General features: G+C 66.5%; 18 protein-coding genes. 7 read left to right on the plus strand and 11 right to left on the minus strand.

Going from position 1 to position 21,242, the window contains the following annotated elements; all coding sequences use genetic code 11:
• Positions 1-3 precede the first annotated feature (3 nt).
• Positions 4-570 (minus strand): F0F1 ATP synthase subunit delta, encoded by a 567-nt coding sequence (locus tag V8J55_RS07735; RefSeq protein WP_137889876.1) that lies wholly within the window; start codon positions 568-570, stop codon positions 4-6.
• A gap of 202 nt (positions 571-772) precedes the next feature.
• Here V8J55_RS07735 and V8J55_RS07740 point away from each other — a divergent pair, with 202 nt between their 5' ends.
• The 3 genes from V8J55_RS07740 to V8J55_RS07750 are packed head-to-tail and all read left to right on the plus strand — an operon-like array spanning position 773 to position 2,773.
• A complete protein-coding gene (locus V8J55_RS07740; protein WP_336445071.1) occupies positions 773-1,450 on the plus strand; it encodes a dienelactone hydrolase family protein in 678 nt (225 codons plus the stop codon).
• A complete protein-coding gene (locus V8J55_RS07745; RefSeq protein WP_336445072.1) occupies positions 1,447-1,977 on the plus strand; it encodes an AAA family ATPase in 531 nt (176 codons plus the stop codon). The genes V8J55_RS07740 and V8J55_RS07745 overlap by 4 nt, the downstream gene beginning before the upstream one ends.
• A gap of 10 nt (positions 1,978-1,987) precedes the next feature.
• Positions 1,988-2,773 carry an alpha/beta hydrolase gene (locus tag V8J55_RS07750; protein WP_336445073.1) on the plus strand — a complete coding sequence of 262 codons (786 nt, stop codon included), beginning with the start codon at positions 1,988-1,990 and terminating at the stop codon, positions 2,771-2,773.
• Positions 2,774-2,776: 3 nt separating this feature from the next.
• Here the strand turns inward: V8J55_RS07750 and V8J55_RS07755 are convergent, their stop codons facing one another.
• The gene (locus tag V8J55_RS07755; RefSeq protein WP_336445074.1) at positions 2,777-4,330 is read right to left on the minus strand and encodes a S1C family serine protease; all 1,554 of its coding nucleotides are present in this window, start codon (positions 4,328-4,330) and stop codon (positions 2,777-2,779) included.
• A gap of 100 nt (positions 4,331-4,430) precedes the next feature.
• Here V8J55_RS07755 and V8J55_RS07760 point away from each other — a divergent pair, with 100 nt between their 5' ends.
• Genes V8J55_RS07760 through V8J55_RS07770 form a run of 3 tightly spaced genes read left to right on the plus strand, consistent with a single transcriptional unit; the run spans position 4,431 to position 6,690 of the window.
• Complete coding sequence (locus V8J55_RS07760) at positions 4,431-4,895, plus strand: DUF1203 domain-containing protein (RefSeq protein WP_336445075.1); 465 nt, start codon at positions 4,431-4,433, stop codon at positions 4,893-4,895.
• 2 nt (positions 4,896-4,897) lie between these two features.
• The gene (gene ada / locus V8J55_RS07765) at positions 4,898-5,932 is read left to right on the plus strand and encodes a bifunctional DNA-binding transcriptional regulator/O6-methylguanine-DNA methyltransferase Ada (protein WP_336445076.1); all 1,035 of its coding nucleotides are present in this window, start codon (positions 4,898-4,900) and stop codon (positions 5,930-5,932) included.
• Complete coding sequence (locus tag V8J55_RS07770) at positions 5,932-6,690, plus strand: isocitrate lyase/PEP mutase family protein (protein ID WP_336445077.1); 759 nt, start codon at positions 5,932-5,934, stop codon at positions 6,688-6,690. The genes ada and V8J55_RS07770 overlap by 1 nt, the downstream gene beginning before the upstream one ends.
• Positions 6,691-6,695: 5 nt before the next feature.
• Here V8J55_RS07770 and V8J55_RS07775 read toward each other — a convergent pair whose 3' ends face one another.
• The 7 genes from V8J55_RS07775 to V8J55_RS07805 all read right to left on the minus strand — a co-directional run bounded on the left by V8J55_RS07775 (position 6,696) and on the right by V8J55_RS07805 (position 15,450).
• Positions 6,696-8,216: a tetratricopeptide repeat protein gene (locus V8J55_RS07775; protein WP_336445078.1), complete on the minus strand. Its 1,521-nt coding sequence runs from the start codon at positions 8,214-8,216 to the stop codon at positions 6,696-6,698.
• Between the two features lie 81 nt (positions 8,217-8,297).
• Positions 8,298-10,466 carry a primosomal protein N' gene (locus V8J55_RS07780; RefSeq protein WP_336445079.1) on the minus strand — a complete coding sequence of 723 codons (2,169 nt, stop codon included), beginning with the start codon at positions 10,464-10,466 and terminating at the stop codon, positions 8,298-8,300.
• Between the two features lie 67 nt (positions 10,467-10,533).
• On the minus strand, positions 10,534-11,142 hold the full coding sequence (locus V8J55_RS07785) for a DUF998 domain-containing protein (protein WP_336445080.1): 609 nt from the start codon (positions 11,140-11,142) through the stop codon (positions 10,534-10,536).
• Positions 11,143-11,146: 4 nt separating this feature from the next.
• Positions 11,147-11,626 (minus strand): SRPBCC family protein, encoded by a 480-nt coding sequence (locus tag V8J55_RS07790; protein WP_336445081.1) that lies wholly within the window; start codon positions 11,624-11,626, stop codon positions 11,147-11,149.
• Complete coding sequence (locus V8J55_RS07795) at positions 11,623-11,991, minus strand: ArsR/SmtB family transcription factor (RefSeq protein WP_336445082.1); 369 nt, start codon at positions 11,989-11,991, stop codon at positions 11,623-11,625. Before V8J55_RS07795 ends, V8J55_RS07790 begins: the two co-directional genes overlap by 4 nt.
• Positions 11,992-12,102: 111 nt before the next feature.
• Positions 12,103-13,185, minus strand: a complete 1,083-nt coding sequence (locus tag V8J55_RS07800) for a PepSY-associated TM helix domain-containing protein (RefSeq protein WP_336445721.1) — start codon at positions 13,183-13,185, stop codon at positions 12,103-12,105.
• Positions 13,186-13,203: 18 nt separating this feature from the next.
• Positions 13,204-15,450, minus strand: coding sequence for a TonB-dependent receptor (locus V8J55_RS07805; RefSeq protein ID WP_336445083.1), 2,247 nt, complete (start codon positions 15,448-15,450; stop codon positions 13,204-13,206).
• Positions 15,451-15,594: 144 nt separating this feature from the next.
• Here V8J55_RS07805 and V8J55_RS07810 point away from each other — a divergent pair, with 144 nt between their 5' ends.
• A complete protein-coding gene (locus V8J55_RS07810; RefSeq protein WP_336445084.1) occupies positions 15,595-17,907 on the plus strand; it encodes a patatin-like protein in 2,313 nt (770 codons plus the stop codon).
• Positions 17,908-18,010: 103 nt separating this feature from the next.
• On the opposite strand, the gene dnaJ is transcribed toward V8J55_RS07810, so the two are convergent.
• Together dnaJ and dnaK are read right to left on the minus strand one after the other, a co-directional pair.
• Positions 18,011-19,138 carry a molecular chaperone DnaJ gene (gene dnaJ, locus V8J55_RS07815; RefSeq protein ID WP_336445085.1) on the minus strand — a complete coding sequence of 376 codons (1,128 nt, stop codon included), beginning with the start codon at positions 19,136-19,138 and terminating at the stop codon, positions 18,011-18,013.
• A gap of 116 nt (positions 19,139-19,254) precedes the next feature.
• Positions 19,255-21,165 (minus strand): molecular chaperone DnaK, encoded by a 1,911-nt coding sequence (gene dnaK / locus V8J55_RS07820; protein ID WP_336445086.1) that lies wholly within the window; start codon positions 21,163-21,165, stop codon positions 19,255-19,257.
• Between the last annotated feature and the right edge of the window lie 77 nt (positions 21,166-21,242).

Genomic DNA, 21,242 nt, shown 5'->3' on the forward strand with positions numbered 1-21,242 from the left:
GGTTTAGCCTTTCATCGCCTGTGCGAAGCTATTGAGACGGGTACGGATGCTGCCGTCGATCAGCTGGCTGCCCAGCTGGACGACGAGGCCGCCGAGGATGGCGGGATCGACGGTCGTCGCGACGGTGACGTCGCGCCCGACACGGGATTTGAGGTTCGCCGTCAGCTCTTTGAGCTGCGCGGCCGAAAGCGGGTGCGCGCTGGTGACCTTCGCGGTCACTTCGCCGCGGTGGTCGGCGACGATCGCGTCGAACGCGTCGATCATCTTCGGCAGATCGGCGAGGCGGCGATTCTCGGCGAGCACGCCGAGGAACTTGGCGGTCAGCGAATCGAGCTTCAGCGACTTGGCGACCGCGGCGATGGCGTTCGCGGCGTCGGTGCGGCCGACGACGGGGCTGGCGATCAGCGCCGACAGGTCTGCCGAATCGGCGAGGCCGGCCTTGAGCGTCACGAGGCTCTTCGCCACCGCGTCGATCGCGTTCGATTCGCGGGCCAGATCGAACAAAGCGACCGCGTAACGGCCCGCGAGGCCCGCCGTGATGTTGCCTTGAATGCCGCCGGAATTCTCCACGCGTGAAAGTCCTTTTCTACGATCCCGTGGGGGATGGGTCGCGCTCTTTTCGGGGATATTCGACGAATGCCCCCCACGCGAAGTCGCGGCGCGCCTAGCAACGATTTTGCTGCAATGCAAGGCGGGGGGGCGATTGCTTTTGCCCCTTCGTGCGATAGGGACGGGCGAACCAAAAAATATGACGTCGAAGCGAGGGTGCATGATGGGCGAGATGATTCGGATGACGATGGACGATGGCGCCGAAATCGCGGTCTATCATGCGCAGCCCGACGGTGCGCGCCGTGGCGGTCTGGTGCTGATCCAGGAGATATTCGGGGTCACCGACCATATCCGCGAGATGTGCGACGAATTTGCGGCCGAAGGGTATGAGGTGCTGAGCCCCGCGCTCTTCGACCGCGAGCATCCGGGGTTCGAGAGCGATTATTCGGGGCCGCAGTTCCAGCGCGCGGTCCAACTCGCGCGCGAGCTTCATCCGTTCGAGCAAAGCCTGAAGGATGCGCAGACCTGCATCGACGCGCTGAAAGCGAAGGGCCCGGTCTTCATCACCGGCTATTGTTACGGCGGTTCGGTCGCCTGGCGGATGGCGCAGATCAGCCCCGATCTTGCGGCGTCGTCGGCCTATTACGGCAGCCTGGTGCCGACGATGTTCAAGGACGAGGCGCCCGCCTGCGCGGCGATCGCCCATTTCGGCCGCTATGACGACGGCATCCCGATGGAAGGCGTCGAGGCGCTGATCGCGAAGGATCACCCGACCGCGCAAATCTTTGTCTATGAGGCGGGGCATGGTTTCAACAGCGACCGGCGCAAGGATTATCACGAGGCGAGCGCAGATCGCGCGCGCGAACGCACGCTGATGCTGTTCAGGGCGTGCGGGGGGTGAGGCTGGTCTTCATCCACGGCCCCGCGGCGTCGGGCAAGCTGACCGTCGCGCGCGAACTCGCGGCGCAGACCGGGCTGCCGCTGTTCCACAACCATCTGGTCGTCGATGCGCTGCTGGCGGTCTTTCCCTTCGGCAGCGACGCTTTTGTCGAACTGCGCGAGAAGATGTGGATGGATGTATTTCGCGCGGCTGCGGCGGAAAAGCGATCGCTGATCTTCACCTTTCATCCGGAGGCGAGCGTCGCCCCGGATTTTCCCGAGCGGGTCGTGGCGCTGGTCGAACAGGCCGGCGGGCAGGTCGATTTCGTCGCGCTGACGTGCGCGCCCGCGATTGTCGAAGCCCGCCTCGACGCGCCGTCGCGGCAGGCGAGCGGCAAATTGTCGTCGGTTGCATTGTATCGCGAACTCGCGGCGAAGGGCGCCTTTACCTATCCCGCGCTTCCCGCGGCGCGGGTCGCGATCGATTCGGGAACCATGCGCCCCACCGAAGCGGCGGAGCAGATTCGCACCGCGCTCGGCCTCGGATAGCGCGGGGCGGGTGAAGCTGGTCCTGAACCTGCTACTGGCGCTGGCCGTCTTCGCGCTCGTCGCGGCGGCGCTGCTCTATACGCAGCAGCGCCGGCTGATCTTTCCGGCGCCTGCCCATTATCCGCAGGCGGCCGACGGCTTCCGCTTCGTCCACACCCGCACCGACGACGGCTTGCGGCTTTCCGCTTTCTATCGCCCCGCGCTGCCGGGCAAGAAGACGCTCCTCTTTTTCCACGGCAATGGCGACAATATGCTCGGCGCGATCGAGGCGACGCGCGGCCCGGCGGCGGCGGGGCACGGGCTGATGCTTGTCGAATATCGCGGCTATGGCGGCAATTCCGGTTCGCCGGGCGAAGCGGGCTTCTATCGCGACGGCGCGGCGGCGATGCGCTGGCTCGCCGGGGTCGGGATCGATTCGCGCCGGATCGTCGTCGTCGGCAATTCGGTCGGCTCGGGCCCCGCGACCGAAATGGCGCTGCGGTACGACGTCGCGGCGCTGATGCTTGTGTCGGGATTTTCGGATTTGCCCTCGGTTGTGAAGAGCCAGGTCCCGCTCGTCCCGCGCTGGCTGGTGCGCGACCGGTTCGACAATGCGGCAAAGCTCGCCCGTGTGAAGGCGCCCGTCCATCTGATGCACGGCGACGCCGACACGCTGGTAAAGCCCGACAATCTCGAGCGGCTGGCGCGCGCACGGCCCGACGCGACGGTCGTGCGTGTCGCAGGGGTTGGGCACGAGCTGGCCTACACCGCCCCCGCTCAGGCGATTCTCACCGAATGGGTTGGCGGACTCCGCTGACGGTCAGTCGCCGGTCGCCGGTTTGACCGCCGCCCCCGAAGCGGGCTGGCAGCGATAGACGAGCCGCTCGTTCGGGCTGGCGGGCAGCGCGCTGCGGATCGCGTCCTGCTGCGCGGCGAGCCCCGCGAGCTCGTCGGGGTTGGCGGTGCAGCTCTTGAGCGTGACCGTCGCGCGTGTCTCGCGCGCCTTGGTCATCGTTTCGGCGTCGAGCAGATAGCGGTCGACGCGGTAATCGCGCCCGGTCGAATCGATCGACGCGACCGTGACGGTCGCCTCGTCGTTCGGCACAAGGATGCGTTGCCAGCGGTCGTCGGCGCCCTGCGTATATTGCGTGCGCCCGTTGACGCAGCCGCCCTTGCCGATGTTGATGGGGACGTCGGTCGTCGCCGACACGGTGATGCGGCTGCGGTCAGGGCGGATCGTGCAGAGGAAATTGCCCTGCGCGAGCTTGGGCGTTTCGGTGGTCGAGGCGACGGCCGCTTCCTCGGCGATTTCGGCGTGCGCGTCGGGGCGCGTCGCGAACAATATCGCGGCGCCGAGCATCAGCACCGCGCCCGCGCCGCCCGCGACCTTGGCGTTACGCAGATTCTTCTGGCTGTAGAAAAGCAGGCCGGCGCCCGCAGCGAGCGCGCCGATCACGAAGAAAACGCCCGCGAGCGCGATGCGGTTTTCACGCGATGCGAGCGCGTCTTCCTCGGCACGTGCCTGCTTCAATTCGCGGTCGAGCCGGGCGGCAGCGTTCTTCGCGGCATTCGCTTCGGCACTCGCGCGCGCTTCGGCGTCGATCGCGGCGCGGTCGCGCGCATCGGCCTCGGCCATCGAGACGCAGGGCGTGCCGACGCTGCTATATTGCTGGTTCGCATCGGCGAGGAAGCGCATGAGCTCGCGCCCGGAAATGGCGAAGGCGAAGGGCGAATCGCCGTCGTCGGCGCGCGTGATCGCGGTGTTGATCCCGGTGATGCGGCCGCACTGGTCGACCAGCGGTCCGCCCGAATTGCCGCGCGAGATCTTCGCGGTGTGGATCAGCATCGCGACCCCGTCGACGCTCTGCGTGTTCGACATATTGCCCTCGCTGCGCGTCGGGGTGCGCGGGGTGATATAGTCGTTGGCGCTGCGCGCGGTCGCAAGGTCGACATTGCCCGGATAACCGAGCGCGACGACGTCGGCGCCCGAATCGAGCGGGCCGGTGTAGATCGCGGCGGCGGGCAGGCGGCCCTCGGTAATCTCGATCAGTGCAAGGTCGCGCGCGGTGTCGATCGCGATCAGCTTGCCCGCGAAACTCTTCTGCCCTTCGGACGGGACAACGCCGAGGGCGACATTGTCGGGGTATTTGGCGGCCGATTCGACGACATGCGCGTTGGTGATGATGCGTGTCGGCGATATCGCGATGCCGCTGCCATGGCCGAAGCCGACGACCTCGCCGTCGACCATCGCGACGGTGACGACGCGCACGACGCTGCGCGACGCGGCGCTGATATCGTCGGCGGCATGGGCCGGAATCGACAATGACAGCGAGAGGGCCAAAAGGGCGAGCAGCAGCGCGAGGAGGCGGGTCATGGCGCGCACACTAGCCGCCGGAACTTTGAACGCAAGCATCGGGACGCGGGCGCAAAGGGGACGTGGCATCAGTATCCGACCGAATAGAAAGGACTATCTGATGACCTATGCGATTACCGGACTCGCCGCCGATCGCTTTGCACCGCTGTTCGCGATGGACGACAGCGAACTCGCCGCGATCAACGCGCGCCGCGTCACTGCGACCGCCGACCGGGGCTTTCCGTGCCGCATCAGCCTCGACGATGCGAAGGCGGGCGAGGCGCTGATCCTGCTCCATCACACCAGCCACGATGTCGAAACGCCGTATCGCAGCGCCTATGCGATCTATGTGCGGCCGGGCGTCGAAGCGGCGACTTATCGCGACGAACTGCCGCCAGTGTTCGAGGGGCGCCAGCTCGCACTCCGCGCCTTCGCTGCCGACGGCATGCTGCAGACCGCGCGGCTCGCGGCGCCGGGCGAGGCCGATGGTGCGATCCGCGACCTGTTCGCCGACGATGCGATTGCTTATATCGATGCGCACAACGCCGCCTATGGTTGTTTTGCCGCGCGAATCGAGAGGAATTGACCATGGACTTCAAGGCCATGACCGACGACGAGCGTTGGGACGCGGTGCAGGCGCGCGACAAGGCGCAGGACGGCCGTTTCGTCACCGGGGTGCTGACCACCGGCATCTATTGCCGGCCCAGCTGCGCCGCGCGCCATCCCTTGCGCCAGAATGTCCGCTTCTTCGCCGACGGCGATGCAGCGCGCGCCACGGGCCTCCGCCCATGCAAACGCTGCCTGCCCGACGATGTCGCGCGCGACGAAAATGCGGTGATCAAGGCGATCGCGGCGATCAAGGGCAGCGAGGAACCGCTCGCGCTCGGCGATCTTGCCGCGCGCACCGGCTATTCGCCGACGCATTTCCAGCGCGTCTTCACCCGCCACACCGGCCTGTCGCCCGCGGCCTATGCCCGTGCGCTGCGCGAAGAGCGCGCGCGCAAGGCGCTGAGCGATGGAAGCCGGGTAACCGACGCGATTTACGACGCGGGCTTTTCGGGGCCGTCGCGCTTCTACCAGAATATGGAAGGCCGCATGGGCATGACCGCGTCGGCGTGGGTGAACGGCGGCAAGGATACCGAGATTCACTGGGCGGTGGTGCCCACCAGCCTCGGCGAAATGCTCGTTGCGGCGACGACAAAGGGCGTGTGCCGCCTGAGCTTCGATGAAGGGCGCGAGGCGCTCGAGGAGCGTTTCCCCGCCGCGAGCTTGGTCGAGGGCGGCGAAGAGTTCGAAGCGCTGCTGAAACAGGTCGTCGACGCGGTCGAGGCGCCGGTGAACGGCTTCGATCATATCCCGATCGACGTGAAGGGCACCGCCTTTCAGGAAGCGGTGTGGCGCGAGCTCCGGAAAATCCCGGCGGGTGAGACGCGCAGCTATGCCGACATTGCCGCAGCGGTCGGCAAGCCCAAGGCGGTCCGCGCTGCGGGGAGCGCCAATGGCGCAAATAACGTGGCGGTGCTGATCCCGTGCCATCGTGTGGTACGCAGCGACGGAACGCTCGGCGGCTATGCTTACGGCCTGCCGATCAAGGAAGAATTGCTCAAAAGGGAGAGTTTTTAATGGCCGACAAAATTGCCGAGTTCCGCGCGTTGCACGTCCCCGGCGACCCGCTGATCCTGATCAACATCTGGGACGCGGGGAGCGCAAAGGCGGTCGCGGCGACGGGTGCCAAGGCGATCGCGACCGGCAGCTGGGGCGTTGCGTCGGCGCACGGATCGTCCGACGGCGAGAATTTTCCGCTCGAAGCGGCGCTCGCCAACCTCGCGCAGATTCTGGCGGTCACCGACCTGCCCGTCACGATCGATATGGAAGCGGGCTATGGCGACGATCCTACGGCGGTAGGCGAGTCGGTGGCGCTGGCGCGCGAAGCAGGTGCGGCAGGCATCAATATGGAAGACCGGCTACCCGGGCAGAAGGAACTGCTCGCGATTGCAGACGCCGCCGAACGCTATCGCGCTGCCGCCGACACGGGCATTTTCGTCAACGCGCGCTGCGACCTGTTTTTGGGGCAGGATGCTGCGAAGGACGGCGACGCGCTCGTCGCGGCGACGCTCGAACGCGCGCGCGCCTATGCCGACGCGGGCGCGGGGTCGCTGTTCGTACCCTTCCTGCTCGATCCCAAATGCATCGGCGCGATTTGCGACGCCTCGCCGCTGCCGGTAAACATCCTGCGCGGCAAGGGCGGCCCGACGCACAAGGAACTCGCGGGCCTCGGCGTTGCGCGGATCAGCCACGGGCATCAGCCTTGGGCGGCGGCGATGGCATGGCTGGCGGCGCAGGCCGCCCAAGTGCTGGGCGGCGCCGAACCTGATTATTGAGGGGGTTAATCGTCCGCCGCCGTCTCGGGGACGGACGTACCTTCTTTGCTGCCGCGCATTTCCTCGAGCTGGGCGAGCAATTGCTCGCCCTGACCGCCGTCATGCGGGTCGAAGGCGACCGCTTTTGCGAGCTTTAACGCATCGTCGAACTTGCCGTCGTTGGCGAGTGCGAAGGCATAGGTGATGCGCGCCGTGATATTCTCCGGTGCCAGCGCAAATGCCCGGGCAAGGCCCTGGATCGCGATCGACGGCGGCCTGATGCCCTGGTCGACGAAGCTCTTGTAATAGGCATAGAGCGGCACCGGATCATCGGGATTGGTGCGGTTCGCGAGCGCGATCGGTTTGCGCACCGCATTCCAGTCCGCCGGTTGGGGATCGTCCTTCGCTTCGATCCCGGCCGACAGGATCTGGCCGAGCAGGACATTGGCGCGGACATGTTTGGGGTCGATCGCCAGCGCCTTGTCGACCGCGGCGCGCGCCGCCGCGATGTCGCGCTTTTCGTCGCTGATGTCCCATTCGGCGCTGGCGAGTTCGAACCAGACGTCCGCATCGCCGCCATATCTGCCGGTCAGCGCGTTGATCTGACCGCGCACAGCGGCGAGACGTGCGTAATCGCCGCCAGCGCTGCGCCGTTCGAGCCGGAGCGGCAGCAGCGCGTCCTCGGCGGGCGAAAGCGGCGTGATGCGAATGGTCCCGGACACCGGAATCGGCGCACCCGTCGTGCGCATCGTCATCCGGCCCTTCATATAGTCGTTCAGGTCGCGATCGAGTTGCTTCAGGTCGCCAAACGCCGCTACCGCCGCCTTGTCGGCATCCTCACCGCGGTTGATCGCGTCGAAATAGCGTCCGAGTTGCCCGGCACGGGCGGGTTCGGTGTAGAGCATGTGCGTCAGCAACCAGGCGCGTCCATAGTAGACGTCCATCTGACCCGAATTGCGCATCTCGCCGGGGCGCTGCGTCAGGAGGGTCGCGGCGGGAATCTTCGGCATGGCGAGCAACCCATAAGCGCGCGAATAAACCGGCCTGCCGATCTCCGCCTTGCCATCCTTGGTGAAATCGAGCGTCGAATAATATTCGGCAAAGCCTTCGATGAACCAGGCCGGAAAGGCGGCACCGGCATAACGCTTCATAAAATGGTGGCTATATTCATGGAATAAGGTCTGCCGGGACAGCGGCGCGCCCTGGACCGTGGTGCCTTCGCGGTGCGAGACAGCGAAGCTCCCCTCTGGATCGGGGCGATACCAGCCGGCTATCGGCGATCCGCTCTTGCCTGTGACCAGCCGGCCCGCGTCGTCGCCGCGCGGCACCAGATAGATGGTCAACCGATTGGGCTCGGGCGCATCGGTCAGGTTAAAGCGGATGCGCAGGGTCGTGTCGAATTTTTGGAGATTTTCAGCGAAACTGCGCAGCGATTGTTCGTTGCTCTCGCTATAGATGATGAAATTTTCGGTGTCGGCGCGCAGCCATTTGGCCTGCGCTGGCGTGACCAGCAGCGCCGCTCCAGCCGTCAATATCGCTACGCGCATCCCGTACATTCCGCCGTCCCCCCGGTTGGCACCTCACGAAATGCTGCCAGTGCGTTGTGGAGCTGTAAAGCCCTGTTACGGCTAAACAAAGCTATAGGGGTCGATATCGATCGCGAGGCGCGCCTTCGATGACCAGTCGACGCTGTTCACCCAGTCGCGGATCGTGCCTTGCAGGTCGAAGCTGCGCGGCGCGTGAAGCAGCAGGCGAAAGCGATGGCGGCCGCGCAGCATCGCGAGCGGCGCGGGGGCGGGGCCATAGACCGCGAGCCCTTCGGCAACCGGCGCTTTCTGCCCGAGCCGCTGCGCCTGCCCGCGCGCGACCTCGATATCCTCCGACGAGATGACGAGCGCGGCGAAGCGGCCATAGGGCGGCGCACCGGCAAATTTCCGCGCCGCGGCCTCGGCCGAATAGAAGCCGTCGCGGTCGTTCGCGACGAGCGCGGCCATCACCGGCGCCTCGGGCACGCGCGTCTGGATCAGCACCTCGCCGGGCTTGACCCCGCGCCCGGCGCGCCCCGCGACCTGCGCGATCTGCTGGAAGGTGCGCTCGGATGCGCGGAGGTCGCCGCCGTCGAGCCCGAGGTCGGCGTCGACGACCCCGACGAGCGTGAGGTTCGGGAAATGATAGCCCTTGGTGACGAGCTGGGTGCCGATGATGATGTCGATCAGCCCGCCCTCGACATTATCGACGAACTCGGCGGCCTTCGCGGGCGACCAGAGCGTGTCCGAGGTGACGATCGCGACGCGCGCCTCGGGAAAGCGCAGTGCGACCTCGTCGGCGACACGCTCGACGCCGGGGCCGCAGGCGACGAGGCTGTCCTCATCCTCGCATTCGGGGCAGAGCCGCGGCGGCGGCATGACATGGCCGCAATGATGGCAGGCGAGGCGGTGGACGAGCCGGTGCTCGACCATCCACGCGGTGCAGTTCGGGCACTGGATGCGGTGGCCGCACGTGCGGCAGAGGGTCAGCGGCGCGAAACCGCGGCGGTTGAGGAAGAGCAGGCTCTGCTCGCCCTTCTGGAGCCGGTCGGCGAGCGCGTCGACGAGCGGCGGAGCGAGCCAGCGGCCGCGGTCGGGCGGGTCCTGCCGCATGTCGATCGCCGCGAGATCGGGCAAGGTCGCACCGCCGAAGCGCGCGGGGAGCTGGATGTGGCGATAGCGGCCCGCCTCGACCATCGCGAGGCTTTCGAGCGCGGGGGTCGCGCTCGCGAGGATCACCGGCAGCCCCTCGAAATGTCCGCGCATCACCGCGACGTCGCGCGCATGATAATGGACGCCATCCTCCTGCTTGAAGCTCGTCTCATGCGCCTCGTCGACGACGATCACGCCGAGCCGGGCATAGGGGAGGAACAGCGCCGAGCGCGCGCCGATGACGATGCGCGCGTCGCCCGATGCGATCGCGTGCCAGGCGCGGCGGCGCTCGGCCGAGCGCAGCCCCGAGTGCCACGCCACCGGCTCGCAGCCGAAGCGTGCGGTAAAACGCGTCAGCATCGGTTCGGTGAGCGCGATTTCGGGGAGCAGCACCAGCGCCTGCTTGCCCGCGTCGATCGCGGCGGCGATCGCCTCCATATAGACTTCGGTTTTGCCCGATCCGGTGACGCCGTCGAGCAGCAGCGTGTCGAATTTCTCGGCATGTACGGCGTCGCGCAGCTGCGCCGCGGCGGTGGTTTGTTCGTCCGAGAGGTCGGGCGGGGCGAAGCCGCTGTCGGGTTCGGGATAGGGCTGGTCGGCCGACACGGTCACCGCCTCGAGCGCACCGGTGTTCACGAGCCCGCGGATCACCGCGTCGCTGACCTCGGCGATCGCGGCGAGTTCGCGCACCATGCCTTGCCGTTCGCCGATCGCCTCGAGCGCGACGATGCGCTGCGGCGTCATCCGTGCAGGCAGTTCGCCGGTCGCGCGATATTCGACGATCGGGCGGCGCGCATCGGCGAAGGCGACCCCGGGCAGCACCATGCGCAGCACCGCGCCGGGCGGCGCGAGATAATAGTCGCTCGTCCATTCGACGAGGCGGCGGAGCGGCGCGGCGATCGGCGGGACGGCGACGACTTCGTAGAGATTGCGGAGGCGGTTGTCGCCGACCGCCTCGGGCGCGCCGAAGCTTGCATCCTCCCACACCACGCCGCCTAGCCGCCGCGGGCCGAGCGGTGCGATCACGACGCTCCCCAGCGGCGCTTCGCTTTCGCGCGGGACGCGATAGTCAAGCGGGCCGAGGGCGGCGGTGAGGAGGAGGACGCGGGCGCGGGTCATGGGGGCGAGCAGGATATAGGGCTGCCCGCAAATTAGGAAAGTGCGATCCCGCCGCCCGCCCGCCGGGTCAGCGATGGCGCAATGCGATCCAGCCGAGCCAGATCCATGCGAGCATCGCCGCGAGGTAGAAGGCGACGCCGGTCGCGATCATGCCCGCCATGCCTAGCTGGATAAGCACGGGCATCGTGATGCCGGCCAGCGCCGACAGCATCGCGGCGCCGCGGTCCGCCACGCGCCAGAGGCCGAAAGCGAAGACGAAGCAGGCGATGATGAGCGACCCGAAGGCGAGCATGAAGGCGATGCTGTGGACGATCGCTTCGGTCGTCATCACCGGCTGCTGATCGGCGGCGGTGCCGGGCGGGAAGCCGAGCCCCGGCGGCGCATCGAACAGCCCCGCGAGGACCAGCCCGGCCCCATAGAGCGCGACCAGCACCGGCCCCGCGATTCGCCCGGTAGCGCGGCGCAGCCCGAGCGCACAGGCCAGCACGAGCAGCCCCGAGACGATGAAAACCGCCTTCATCACCCAGCCGCGCGGGCCGAGGCTGAGCATGCTGATTGCGTGGCGCGCGATATCGAAGCCCGGCCGTGCGAATATCTCGACGATGGTCACGGCGAAAAAGAATATCCCCGCCGCGACACCGGCCGCGAGCAGGCGCCTGTTGTCCGGCCCGGCCATCACGTCACATCGCCTTGATATAATCGACCATCTGGCTGACCACGGTCCCCCAGCCGTCGTGGAAGCCCATTTCCTCATGCTTCTGCCGCGCCGCCGAATCGCCGTGGAGCGCGATCGCCTTGTAGCGCGTGCCGCTGCCGTGCGGGGTCAGGAACAGCCCGGCGGTGAAGAAGGGCGCGGGCGCAGGGCGGAAGCCGGGGAGCAACGTATCGGTGAAGATCAGCCGTTCGTGGGGCACGACCTCGAGATAGCAGCCGCTGTTCGGGAACTCTTCGCCTTCGGGCGAGCGCATCACGGTGTTGAACGCGCCGCCGGGGCGCAGGTCGATCGTGCAATCGGTGATCGTCCACGGCTTCGGGACGAACCAGTGCTGCAAATGTTCGGGGGTGGTCCACACCTTCCAGACGAGGTCGACGGGTACGTCGATCTCGCGGTCGAGCACCAGGTCGAGATCGGGATCGATTTGGGGGAGCGGGAACGTCATCGGTTTTCCTCCTTTTTGAGCCTGAGCAGATAATCGTCCATGCGGTCGAGCCGGCCTTCCCACAGGCGGCGCTGCGTCCCGAGCCAGTCTTCGGCGAGTCGCAACCGGTCGGGCGCGAGGCTGTAGGTGCGCACGCGGCCCACCTTGCGCGAACTGACGAGTCCGCAGCTTTCGAGAATTTTGAGGTGCTCGACGAACGACGGCAGCGCCATTGCATGTTTCGCCGCGAGTTCGCTGACCGAGGTCGGGCGTTCGCTCAGCCGTTCGAGCACGTCGCGCCGTGTCGGGTCGGCCAGCGCGCGGAAGATGCCGTCGATCATCGCGGGCTGCGCCGTGACGGGGGCGTCGGGCCGGACTTTCGACATGGCGGCAGCTCCTTTCGGCTTCGATCTAGAATGCGGAAATACTTAGGTCAATACCTTAGTATTTCCGCACGGCGAATCGGTGCGCAAAGCGGCGGTGCGAGGAAAAGGGGTTTAGCTCGTCGCGAGCGCGCGCGGTGCGGGGCGCTTCGCGGGCTTCGGACGGCGGAACCAGAAGGTCCACACGGCAAAGCTGCCGAGCATCGTCATCGCGAGGCCCGAGAGAGTGAGCAATATACGCCAGGTCCAGCCGCCGACCTTCGACGCGTGGATCGGGAAGGCCATGTTGAACGCCTGCGCCCCGCTGGGCATCGCGAGCGCGTCGCGTGCGCCGAGCAGCTCGCCGGTCGCGGCGTCGAACCACAGGGTGGAGCGGCCGTTGGGAAGCCATTCGGCCTGCTGGCGCATCCGCAGGCTGATCGGGTCGCCGGGCTTGCGCGGCAGGCTGAGGATGCGGAATTCGGCGTCGGGAAAGCGCCGCCGTCCTTCCGCCAGCATTGCGGTATAATCGGGCTTTCCGGTAAGCGGACCGCCCTTGTATTTCGGCGGCTCGATCGCCTTCGCCGCCTCGGCGGGCGAGCCGAAGGGCGCGATCATCACCATCGCGAAGGGGCGGAAGATCATCATCGTGCCGGTGACGATCGAAATCAGCAGCAAAGGCGCGGCAATGATGCCGAGATCGCGGTGGTGCATGACGATCGACGGGCGGCTCATCCGTTTCGGCCACAGGCGAAGCTGGAAGGTCTTGCGCGTGCGCCACCACAGGATCGCGCCCGAAATCACGAAGAACAGCCCGGCGAGTCCCGCGATCCCGATCACCCATTCGCCGCTGTCGCCCGCGAAGAGATGGTGGTGGAAATCGAAGATCCATAGTTCCGGCCGCTCCCACTGGCTCGCCCAGCGCGTGACGAGGTCGCCCGACTGGCTGGCATAGGCGCCCGCTTCCTTGCCGAAGCGGAGCTGGTGGAGCCCGAAGCGTTCGTCGGCATAGATGATGCCCTGCGCGCCCGGCGCCGCCATCAGCCTTTCGGTGGTCGCGGCGACCGTCGTCAGGTCGCCGCGCAGCGGGTCGCCGGTGCCCGGGAAGCCGATCCACAGATGCTCGTAGAGAAGGATCGTGCCCGACAGGCCGAGCAGCGCGAGCACGAGGCCGATCAGGCCCCCCGTCCAGCGGTGCAGCGTGTCGAGCAGCTTCATCATCAGAAACGCCTCCCTTTAGAACCTGTAGTCCCAGCCGAGGGTGAAGGTGCGCCCGCGGCCCGCGAAATAGGAGAGCTGGTCGCTCGGCAGACGCGTGTCGCTTGAATAGTCGATATATTGCTTGTTGAAGAGATTCTGCGCCGACAGGCTGATCCCGCCAAAGCCCGTTTGGTAACGGACATAGGCGTCGGTCAGCGTGTAGCCGCCGAAATCATTGTCGCGCAGCTTGAGCGGGCTGCCGCGCGCATCGTCGGCGGCGCGCGCCTTGCCGTCGAAGCGGCGCTTCAGATAGACCTGCGTCTGGATGCGCGCCGAGAAGGGGCCGCTGTTGTAGCTCGCCGCGAGGTTGACGCGGTCGGGCGAAATGTTGACCCCGTCGAGGTCGCTGTCGACCTTGCCGTCGGGCACCGCATCGCTGTCGAAGCGGCCGATCAGATGCGCATAGCCGACGTTGAGTTTGAGCCCGTCGATCGGCGTCTGGACGCCGAGGTTGACCTCGAGCCCCTGGATTTCGACACGCAGCCGCTGGACGTCGAAGTTGCGGTCGGCGCCCGTGACGAGGAGCTGGCCCTTGTCGCTCGACGACCAGAAATAGGCGGCGCTCGCGTCGACCGGGCCGCGCTTCACTTCGAAGCCAATCTCGCGGTTGTTCGATACGACGGGCGAGATATCGAGGAAATTGTCGATATCGATGCCGGTGCGGTTCACCGCGCGGGTGATGCGGCCGATGTCGGGAACGGTGAAGCCCTCGGCATAGCTTGCATAGGCACGGATGCCGTCCCACGGTTCGACGATCACGCCGCCGTTGATCAGCAAATCCTCGAACTTCGGTTTGCCGCCGGCGACGTCGACGCCGCCATAGCTTGCGAGGCCGCACGGCACGGGCTGCGTGGCGGGCGGCGCGGGGCAGGCGACGAAGGTGGTCGACGCGAGCGTGCGATAATCGTCGATCTTGATCTTCACATTTTCCCAGCGGACCCCGCCTGCGAGGCGCACAACGCCGTCGAACAGTTTCAGGTTCGCCTGCCCGAAGGGGGCAAGGCTGCGGAAATCGCTCGGCGGCACCCAGCGGCGGCCAGTCGCGATCAGCGCCTGTTCGGTCTTGTCGACCAGCGCGTCGAACCCGATCGTCAGCGTCAGATCCTCGAAGCCGGGGACCGCGCGTTCGTAGCTGAACTTGGCGCCGAGCTTGCGGCTGCGGTTCTGCGACTGGTCGAACAGCGTGCCGACGGGGGCGATCGCCGGATCCTGGAAAGTCGCCTGCGTGACGATTTCGCCGCCGAAGGTGTCGCGGCTGCGGTTGAAGAAGATCTGGCTGACGAAATTGCCGCCGCCAAGGTCGGTGTCGGTCAGCGACAGCGCGACGCTTTCGGTGCGACTCTGCGCCGACTTGCCCGGCGGGTTGCCGCGCACCGCGCTGGTGGGCAAGCCGAGCGTGCGGTTGCCGGCGACCGCGACATAGTCGCCGTCGCCCTTCAGCTCGTAGCGGCTGGCGATCAGGTCGAGGCGAGCGCTCGGCGACAGTTCATAGCCGAGGCGTGCGAAGAAATTCGTCGCCTTGCTGTCCTGCGTTTCGCCCTGCGTCAGGTTGAGTCCGATCGGGCGGCCCTTCGCGTCGGAAAAGACGCCGCGGATTTCATAAGTTGCGCCGAGCGACGCGTCGAACGCGCCCGCCTTGTACTGGAAGAGGCCGCCGGCCTTGCCGCCCATCCCGGCCTTCGAAAAATCATTGTCGGCGGTGCCCTGCAGCAGGACGCGGCCCGAAATCCCCTCTTCGGTCGGCGCGCCGACGGTGACCTGGTTGACGATGCCGCCGGTGCCGCCGATTCCCTGCAAGGCGTTCGACCCGAAGATCAGCTCGACGCGGTCGACGAAAAAGCCGTCGATCGTGAAACCGTCGCGGCTGCCGTCGCGCATCGGGGTCGATTGCGGGATGCCGTTGATCGCATAGAGCGGCGAGCGCCCGCGCAAGGATTCGCCCGAGCCCGAAAGCTTCTGGCGCGTCGGGGAGAAGCTGGGGGTCAGGGTCGCGACCGCGTCGGTGACCGATCCCGAAATCGCGATCTGCTGATCGAGCGCATCCTTGTCGATGATGTCGATTGTCAGCGGCAGCGCGCTCGGCGGCAGGATGGTGCGCGCCGCGGTGACGACGATTGTCTCGCCGGCCGCGCTGTCCGCATCGACGGGGGCGGTGTCCTGTGCGAAGGCGGGCGACGACATCGAGGTGCCCAACAAGGCGGCGGCGGCAATTTTGCGAATCATTCTCAACTCCTGTTCGCAGGCGCCGCTAATGAGAGCAATTCGCATAAGCAAGGAAAAAGCCGCGATGCAGCGACCATTTTTTCATTTCGCCCGGGTTCGTGGAAAAATCGCCACAGTGCCGAAAAGCGCGCTATCAGATTGCCAATGCGGGAAAAGGAACTGCGCTTCGCCCTGATTTGCTACGGCGGCATCAGCCTCGCCGTCTATATGCATGGCATCACGAAAGAAGTCTGGCGGCTTGCGGCGGCGTCGCGCGCCTTTCACGACGGCGCGCCGCTGAGCGGGGCGGGCAAAGTCTATGGCGAGCTGCTCGCGGGAATCGCGGCGCGCAGCAACGTACAGCTTCGTGTGCTTGCCGACATCGTCGCGGGCGCCAGCGCGGGGGGCATCAACGGCATCTTCCTCGCGCGCGCGCTGGCGACGGGGCAGTCGCTCGACCCGCTGACCGGCCTGTGGCTCGACGGCGCCGATGTCGACAAGTTGATCGACCCCGATGCACGGCCGCTGTCGGCGGCGACCAAATTCTGGGCGGTGCCGATCGCCGGCTGGATGATGAAAAAGCGCGGTAACGCGATCGACCGCACCGTCGGCGAAGGCGCGCAGGACGAGGTGCGCGTCAAGCTCTCGCGCTTCGTCCGCGCGCGCTGGTTCGAACCGCCCTTCGGCGGCGAAACCTTCACGAACCTGCTGTTCGATGCGTTCGACGCGATGGATGCGGGGCCGCGCGGGCCGGTGCTGGTGCCGGACGGACAGCCGGTCGACCTGTTCGTCTCGGTCACCGATTTTGCGGGGCACAGCGTGCCGCTCGCGCTCAACAGCCCGGCGCGCGTGACCGAGGACGAGCATCGGTTGATGCTGCATTTTCGCGCGGACAGCCGTCTCGGCAAGCGGCTCGACGATGTTCCGGGACTGACCGCGGCGGCGCGCGCGACGGCGAGTTTTCCCGGTGCCTTTCCGCCCTTCACCTTGCGCGAACTCGACCGCGTGCTCGAAAAGCGCCAGATCGCATGGCCGGGCCGCGAGGCTTTCATCCATGCGCAGCTTCCGGCGGGCGGCGAAGGCGATCCCGCCGATCGCGTGTTGATCGACGGCTCGGTGCTCGCGAATGCGCCCTTCCGGCCCGCGATCGCGGCGCTGAAACAGCGTCCGGCGCGGCGCGAGATCGACCGCCGTTTCGTCTATATCGACCCCAAGCCCGATTATCGCTCGATCAGCTTCGGCAAGCCGGGCGAACAGGTGGCGGGCGAGGGAGCGCGGCTTCCGGGTTTTCTGGCGACGATATTGGGGGCGCTGTCCGAAATTCCGCGCGAACAGCCGATCCGCGAGAATGTCGAGGCGATCGAGGGGATGTCGCGCCGCATTCGCCGGATGCAGCATATCGTCGACGCGATGAAGGTCGAGGTCGAGGAACAGGTCGCGGCGTTGTTCGGCACCACCTTCTTTCTCGATACGCCGACGGTCGCGCGGCTCGAAAAATGGCGCGCCAAGGCGCAGGATCAGGCGGCGGCGCGCGCGGGCTTTGCCTTTGCGCCCTATGGCCACCTCAAGCTGTCGGCGGTGATCGAAGAGATGGCGGGCCTGATCGACCGGCTGTTGCCGCCCGAGGGCGCGGTGCACCAGGCGAACCGGCGCCTTGCGTTATGGAACGAGGCGCGCGCGCGCGGGCTCGACCGGATTTCGGGGAAAAAAGGTGCCGGCGCGAGCAGCGATGCGGTCGTCTTTTTCCGCACCCACGACCTCGGCTTTCGCATCCGCCGCCTGCGTTTCCTCGCGCGCGAACTCGACACCGCGGTCGAGGCGACGCGCGACGGCCGCGACCCGGTGTGCGAGGACATGCGCGAGGCGATCTTCACCGCGCTTGGCCTCTATCTCGACCGGCAGGGCGACAGCTGGCTCGCCGACCTCGACCTGCCCGCCGACGCCGGGCCCGGCGACTGGATCGATGCGATCGCGGCGCGGCGCGACCTCCGCACGGTCGATGGCGAGGCCGATGCGCTGATCGCTGCGGGGCTCGCCGCGATGCCCAAGGGCGACCGGCGCACGCTGCTGCTCGCCTATCTCGGCTACCCCTTTTACGACATCGCGACTTTGCCGTTGCTGCAGGGCGAGGGGTTCGACGAATTTGACCCGATCAAGATCGACCGCATCTCGCCGTCGGACGCGACCGCGATCCGCACCGGCGGCGCGGCGGCGATGCTCAAAGGGGTTGAGTTCAACAGCTTCGGCGCCTTCTTCAGCCGCGCGTACCGCGAGAATGACTATTTGTGGGGTCGGCTCCACGGCGCCGACCGGCTGATCGACATCGTGGCGTCGAGCGTCGGCGGTGACGGGGCGCTGGCGGGCGAGGATCTGAAGGCGATCAAGCGCCGCGCGTTCCATGCGATACTGGACGAGGAGGAGGGGCGCTTGCCTAAGGTGAAGGCGCTGATCGACGAGCTGCGGGGTGAGATCGGCTAGAAAATTCGTCATCCCCGCGAAGGCGGGGACCCAGTGGCTACCGTGGTTTGCTCAAACTGGGTTCCCGCTTTCGCGGGAATGACGAGGATTGTTGGGGCGACGGCTAGTCCGTCAGATCGTCCCACATTTCCTTGATGCGACCGAAAAAGCCTTGGCTCGCGGGGCATTCCTCGCCCGTCTCTGTCTCGCGGAATTCTGAGAGCAATTCCTTCTGCCGCGCGGTGAGCCTCGTCGGCGTCTCGACGTCGATCTGGACGACAAGGTCGCCGTGGCCGCGGCCGTTGAGCACCGGCATGCCCGCGCCGCGCTGGCGCAGCTGCTTGCCCGACTGGATGCCCGCGGGGATCGCGATGTCGTGCTTCTTGCCGTCGAGGCCCGGAATGGCGATCTCGCCGCCCAATGCCGCGGTGGTGAAGCTGATCGGCGCGCGCGTGAACAAGGTCGTGCCCTCGCGTTCGAACACCTTGTGCCGCGCCATGTGCAAGAAAATGTAGAGGTCGCCCGGCGCCGCGCCGCGCGCGCCGCTCTCGCCCTCGCCCGACAGGCGGATGCGCGTGCCCTCGTCGACCCCGGCAGGGATGTTGACGGTCAGCGTCTTGCGCCGGTCGACGCGGCCTTCGCCATGGCATGAATTGCAGGGATCGGCGATGACCTCGCCCGCGCCCTGACAGGTCGGGCAGGTACGCTCGACCATGAAGAAACCCTGCTGCGCGCGCACCTTGCCGTGGCCCGCGCAAGTGGTGCAGCGGTTGGTCTGGGTGCCGGGCTTGGCGCCCGATCCGTCGCAGGTGTCGCAGCGCGCCGCGACATCGACCTGAATCTCGCGCGTCACGCCGGCAAAGGCGTCCTCGAGCTTGATCTCCATGTCGTAGCGCAGGTCCGCGCCGCGCGCGGGGCCGCGCTGCTGGCGCCCGCCGCCGAAGGCCGAGCCGAAGATCGATTCGAAAATATCGCCGATGTCGCCGAAATCGGCGCCATTGCCGCCACCGAAACCGCCGTTGCCGTTGACGCCGGCCTTGCCGAAACGATCATAGGCGGCGCGCTTCTGCGGGTCCTTCAGGCAGTCATAGGCTTCGCTGATCGCCTTGAAGCGCGCTTCGCTGTTGTCGCACCCCGGATTCTTGTCGGGGTGATATTTCATCGCGAGCTTGCGGTAGCTCGCCTTCAGCGCGGCATCGTCGGCGGTGCGCTCGACTTCCAGCAGTTCGTAATAATCGATGTCGAGTGACATAGGGGCCCCCTCTTCAACCCGTCACCCCGGCGAAAGCCGGGGTCGCTATCGGGCTGGCGGTGCCTTGCCGAGAGCGATGCCAGCCTTCGCCGGCATGACGGATGAAGATCATTTTCTTACTTCTTGTCGTCTTCGACTTCGGAGAATTCGGCGTCGACGACGTCTTCGTCGGCCTTCGCCGCACCGGCGTCATCGTCGGCACCGGGGGATGCGGCCGACTGCTGCTCCTTCTCGTAGATCGCCTGGCCGAGCTTCATCGCGACCTGCGCGAGCGCCTGGCTCTTTTCGGTCATCGCGGCGGCATCGCCGCCTTCGACCGCGGTCTTCGCTTCGGCGACTGCGGCTTCGATCTCGGACTTCAGGCCCGCGTCGACCTTGTCGCCATGCTCGCGGAGCTGGCTTTCGGTCGAGTGGATCAGGCTTTCGGCGTTGTTCTTCGCCTCGGCCGCCTCACGGCGCGTCTTGTCCTCTTCGGCGAACTGTTCGGCGTCCTTGACCATCTGGTCGATGTCCGAATCGGACAGGCCGCCCGATGCCTGAATCTTGATCTGCTGTTCCTTGCCGGTGCCCTTGTCCTTGGCGTGGACCGACACGATGCCGTTGGCGTCGATGTCGAAGGTCACCTCGATCTGCGGCACGCCGCGCGGTGCCGGCGGGATGCCCACGAGGTCGAACTGGCCGAGGATCTTGTTGTCCTGCGCCATTTCGCGCTCGCCCTGGAACACGCGGATGGTCACCGCCGACTGATTGTCGTCGGCGGTCGAATAGACCTGCGACTTCTTGGTCGGGATCGTGGTGTTACGGTCGATCATCTTGGTCATAATGCCGCCCAGCGTCTCGATGCCGAGGCTCAGCGGTGTGACGTCGAGCAGCAGCACGTCCTTGACGTCGCCCTGCAGCACGCCCGCCTGGATCGCGGCGCCGATCGCGACGACTTCGTCGGGGTTCACGCCGGTGTGCGGTTCCTTGCCGAAGAAATCCTTCACGACTTCGCGGACGCGCGGCATGCGCGTCATGCCGCCGACGAGCACGACTTCGTCGATTTCGCTCGCCGAAATGCCGGCGTCCTTGATCGCCTTCTTGCAGGGTTCGAGCGTACGCTTCACGAGGTCTTCGACCAGCTTTTCAAGGTCGGCGCGCGTGATCGTCTTGACGAGGTGCTTCGGCCCGTTGGCGTCGGCGGTGATGAAGGGCAGGTTGACCTCGGTCGTCGCGGCCGACGACAGTTCGATCTTCGCCTTTTCGGCGGCTTCCTTCAGGCGCTGGAGCGCGAGCTTGTCACCGCGAAGGTCGATGCCTTCGTCCTTCTTGAAGGTGTCGGCGAGGAACTCGACGACCTTGCTGTCGAAATCTTCACCGCCGAGGAAGGTGTCGCCGTTGGTCGACTTCACTTCGAACACGCCGTCGCCAACCTCGAGAATCGAGATGTCGAAGGTGCCGCCGCCAAGGTCATAGACCGCGATCGTCTTGTTCTCGGTCTTGTCGAGGCCGTAAGCGAGCGCCGCCGCGGTCGGCTCGTTGATGATGCGCAGCACTTCGAGGCCCGCGATCTTGCCGGCGTCCTTGGTCGCCTGGCGCTGCGCGTCGTTGAAGTAAGCGGGAACGGTGATCACCGCCTGCTCGACCTTTTCGCCCAGATAGGCTTCGGCGGTTTCCTTCATCTTCTGAAGGATGAAGGCTGAAATCTGCGACGGCGAATAATCTTCGTTGCCGGCCTTGACCCATGCGTCGCCGTTGCTGCCCTTGACGATCGTGTAGGGGACCAGCTCGGTGTCCTTCTTGGTGATCGGATCGTCGAAGCGGCGGCCGATCAGGCGCTTCACGGCGAAAACGGTGTTTTCGGGGTTGGTGACGGCCTGGCGCTTCGCCGGCTGGCCGATCAGGCGCTCGCCATCCTTGGCAAAGGCGACGATCGACGGGGTCGTGCGCGTGCCTTCGACATTTTCGATAACCTTGGGTTTTCCGCCTTCCATCACCGCGACACAGCTGTTCGTGGTGCCGAGGTCGATCCCGATCACTTTGGCCATTGGTATTCAGTCCTTGTTGCTTTTCTGGCGCCCTGAAAAGGCACGCCGTCCATGGGTTTATGGGGGCGATATAGGTG

Origin of the sequence: Sphingopyxis sp. CCNWLW2 (assembly GCF_037095755.1) — a bacterium.
Classification (GTDB): Bacteria; Pseudomonadota; Alphaproteobacteria; order Sphingomonadales; family Sphingomonadaceae; genus Sphingopyxis.

Bases quoted from the DNA above. Each gene is read 5' to 3' on its own strand.
- V8J55_RS07740 (WP_336445071.1), top strand. From the start codon at position 773: ATGGGCGAGATGATTCGGATGACGATGGACGATGGCGCCGAAATCGCG.
- V8J55_RS07755 (WP_336445074.1), bottom strand. From the start codon at position 4,330: ATGACCCGCCTCCTCGCGCTGCTGCTCGCCCTTTTGGCCCTCTCGCTG.
- V8J55_RS07760 (WP_336445075.1), top strand. From the start codon at position 4,431: ATGACCTATGCGATTACCGGACTCGCCGCCGATCGCTTTGCACCGCTG.
- ada (WP_336445076.1), top strand. From the start codon at position 4,898: ATGGACTTCAAGGCCATGACCGACGACGAGCGTTGGGACGCGGTGCAG.
- V8J55_RS07770 (WP_336445077.1), top strand. From the start codon at position 5,932: ATGGCCGACAAAATTGCCGAGTTCCGCGCGTTGCACGTCCCCGGCGAC.
- V8J55_RS07775 (WP_336445078.1), bottom strand. From the start codon at position 8,216: ATGCGCGTAGCGATATTGACGGCTGGAGCGGCGCTGCTGGTCACGCCA.
- V8J55_RS07780 (WP_336445079.1), bottom strand. From the start codon at position 10,466: ATGACCCGCGCCCGCGTCCTCCTCCTCACCGCCGCCCTCGGCCCGCTT.
- V8J55_RS07785 (WP_336445080.1), bottom strand. From the start codon at position 11,142: ATGGCCGGGCCGGACAACAGGCGCCTGCTCGCGGCCGGTGTCGCGGCG.
- V8J55_RS07790 (WP_336445081.1), bottom strand. From the start codon at position 11,626: ATGACGTTCCCGCTCCCCCAAATCGATCCCGATCTCGACCTGGTGCTC.
- V8J55_RS07795 (WP_336445082.1), bottom strand. From the start codon at position 11,991: ATGTCGAAAGTCCGGCCCGACGCCCCCGTCACGGCGCAGCCCGCGATG.
- V8J55_RS07800 (WP_336445721.1), bottom strand. From the start codon at position 13,185: ATGAAGCTGCTCGACACGCTGCACCGCTGGACGGGGGGCCTGATCGGC.
- V8J55_RS07805 (WP_336445083.1), bottom strand. From the start codon at position 15,450: ATGATTCGCAAAATTGCCGCCGCCGCCTTGTTGGGCACCTCGATGTCG.
- V8J55_RS07810 (WP_336445084.1), top strand. From the start codon at position 15,595: ATGCGGGAAAAGGAACTGCGCTTCGCCCTGATTTGCTACGGCGGCATC.
- dnaJ (WP_336445085.1), bottom strand. From the start codon at position 19,138: ATGTCACTCGACATCGATTATTACGAACTGCTGGAAGTCGAGCGCACC.
- dnaK (WP_336445086.1), bottom strand. From the start codon at position 21,165: ATGGCCAAAGTGATCGGGATCGACCTCGGCACCACGAACAGCTGTGTC.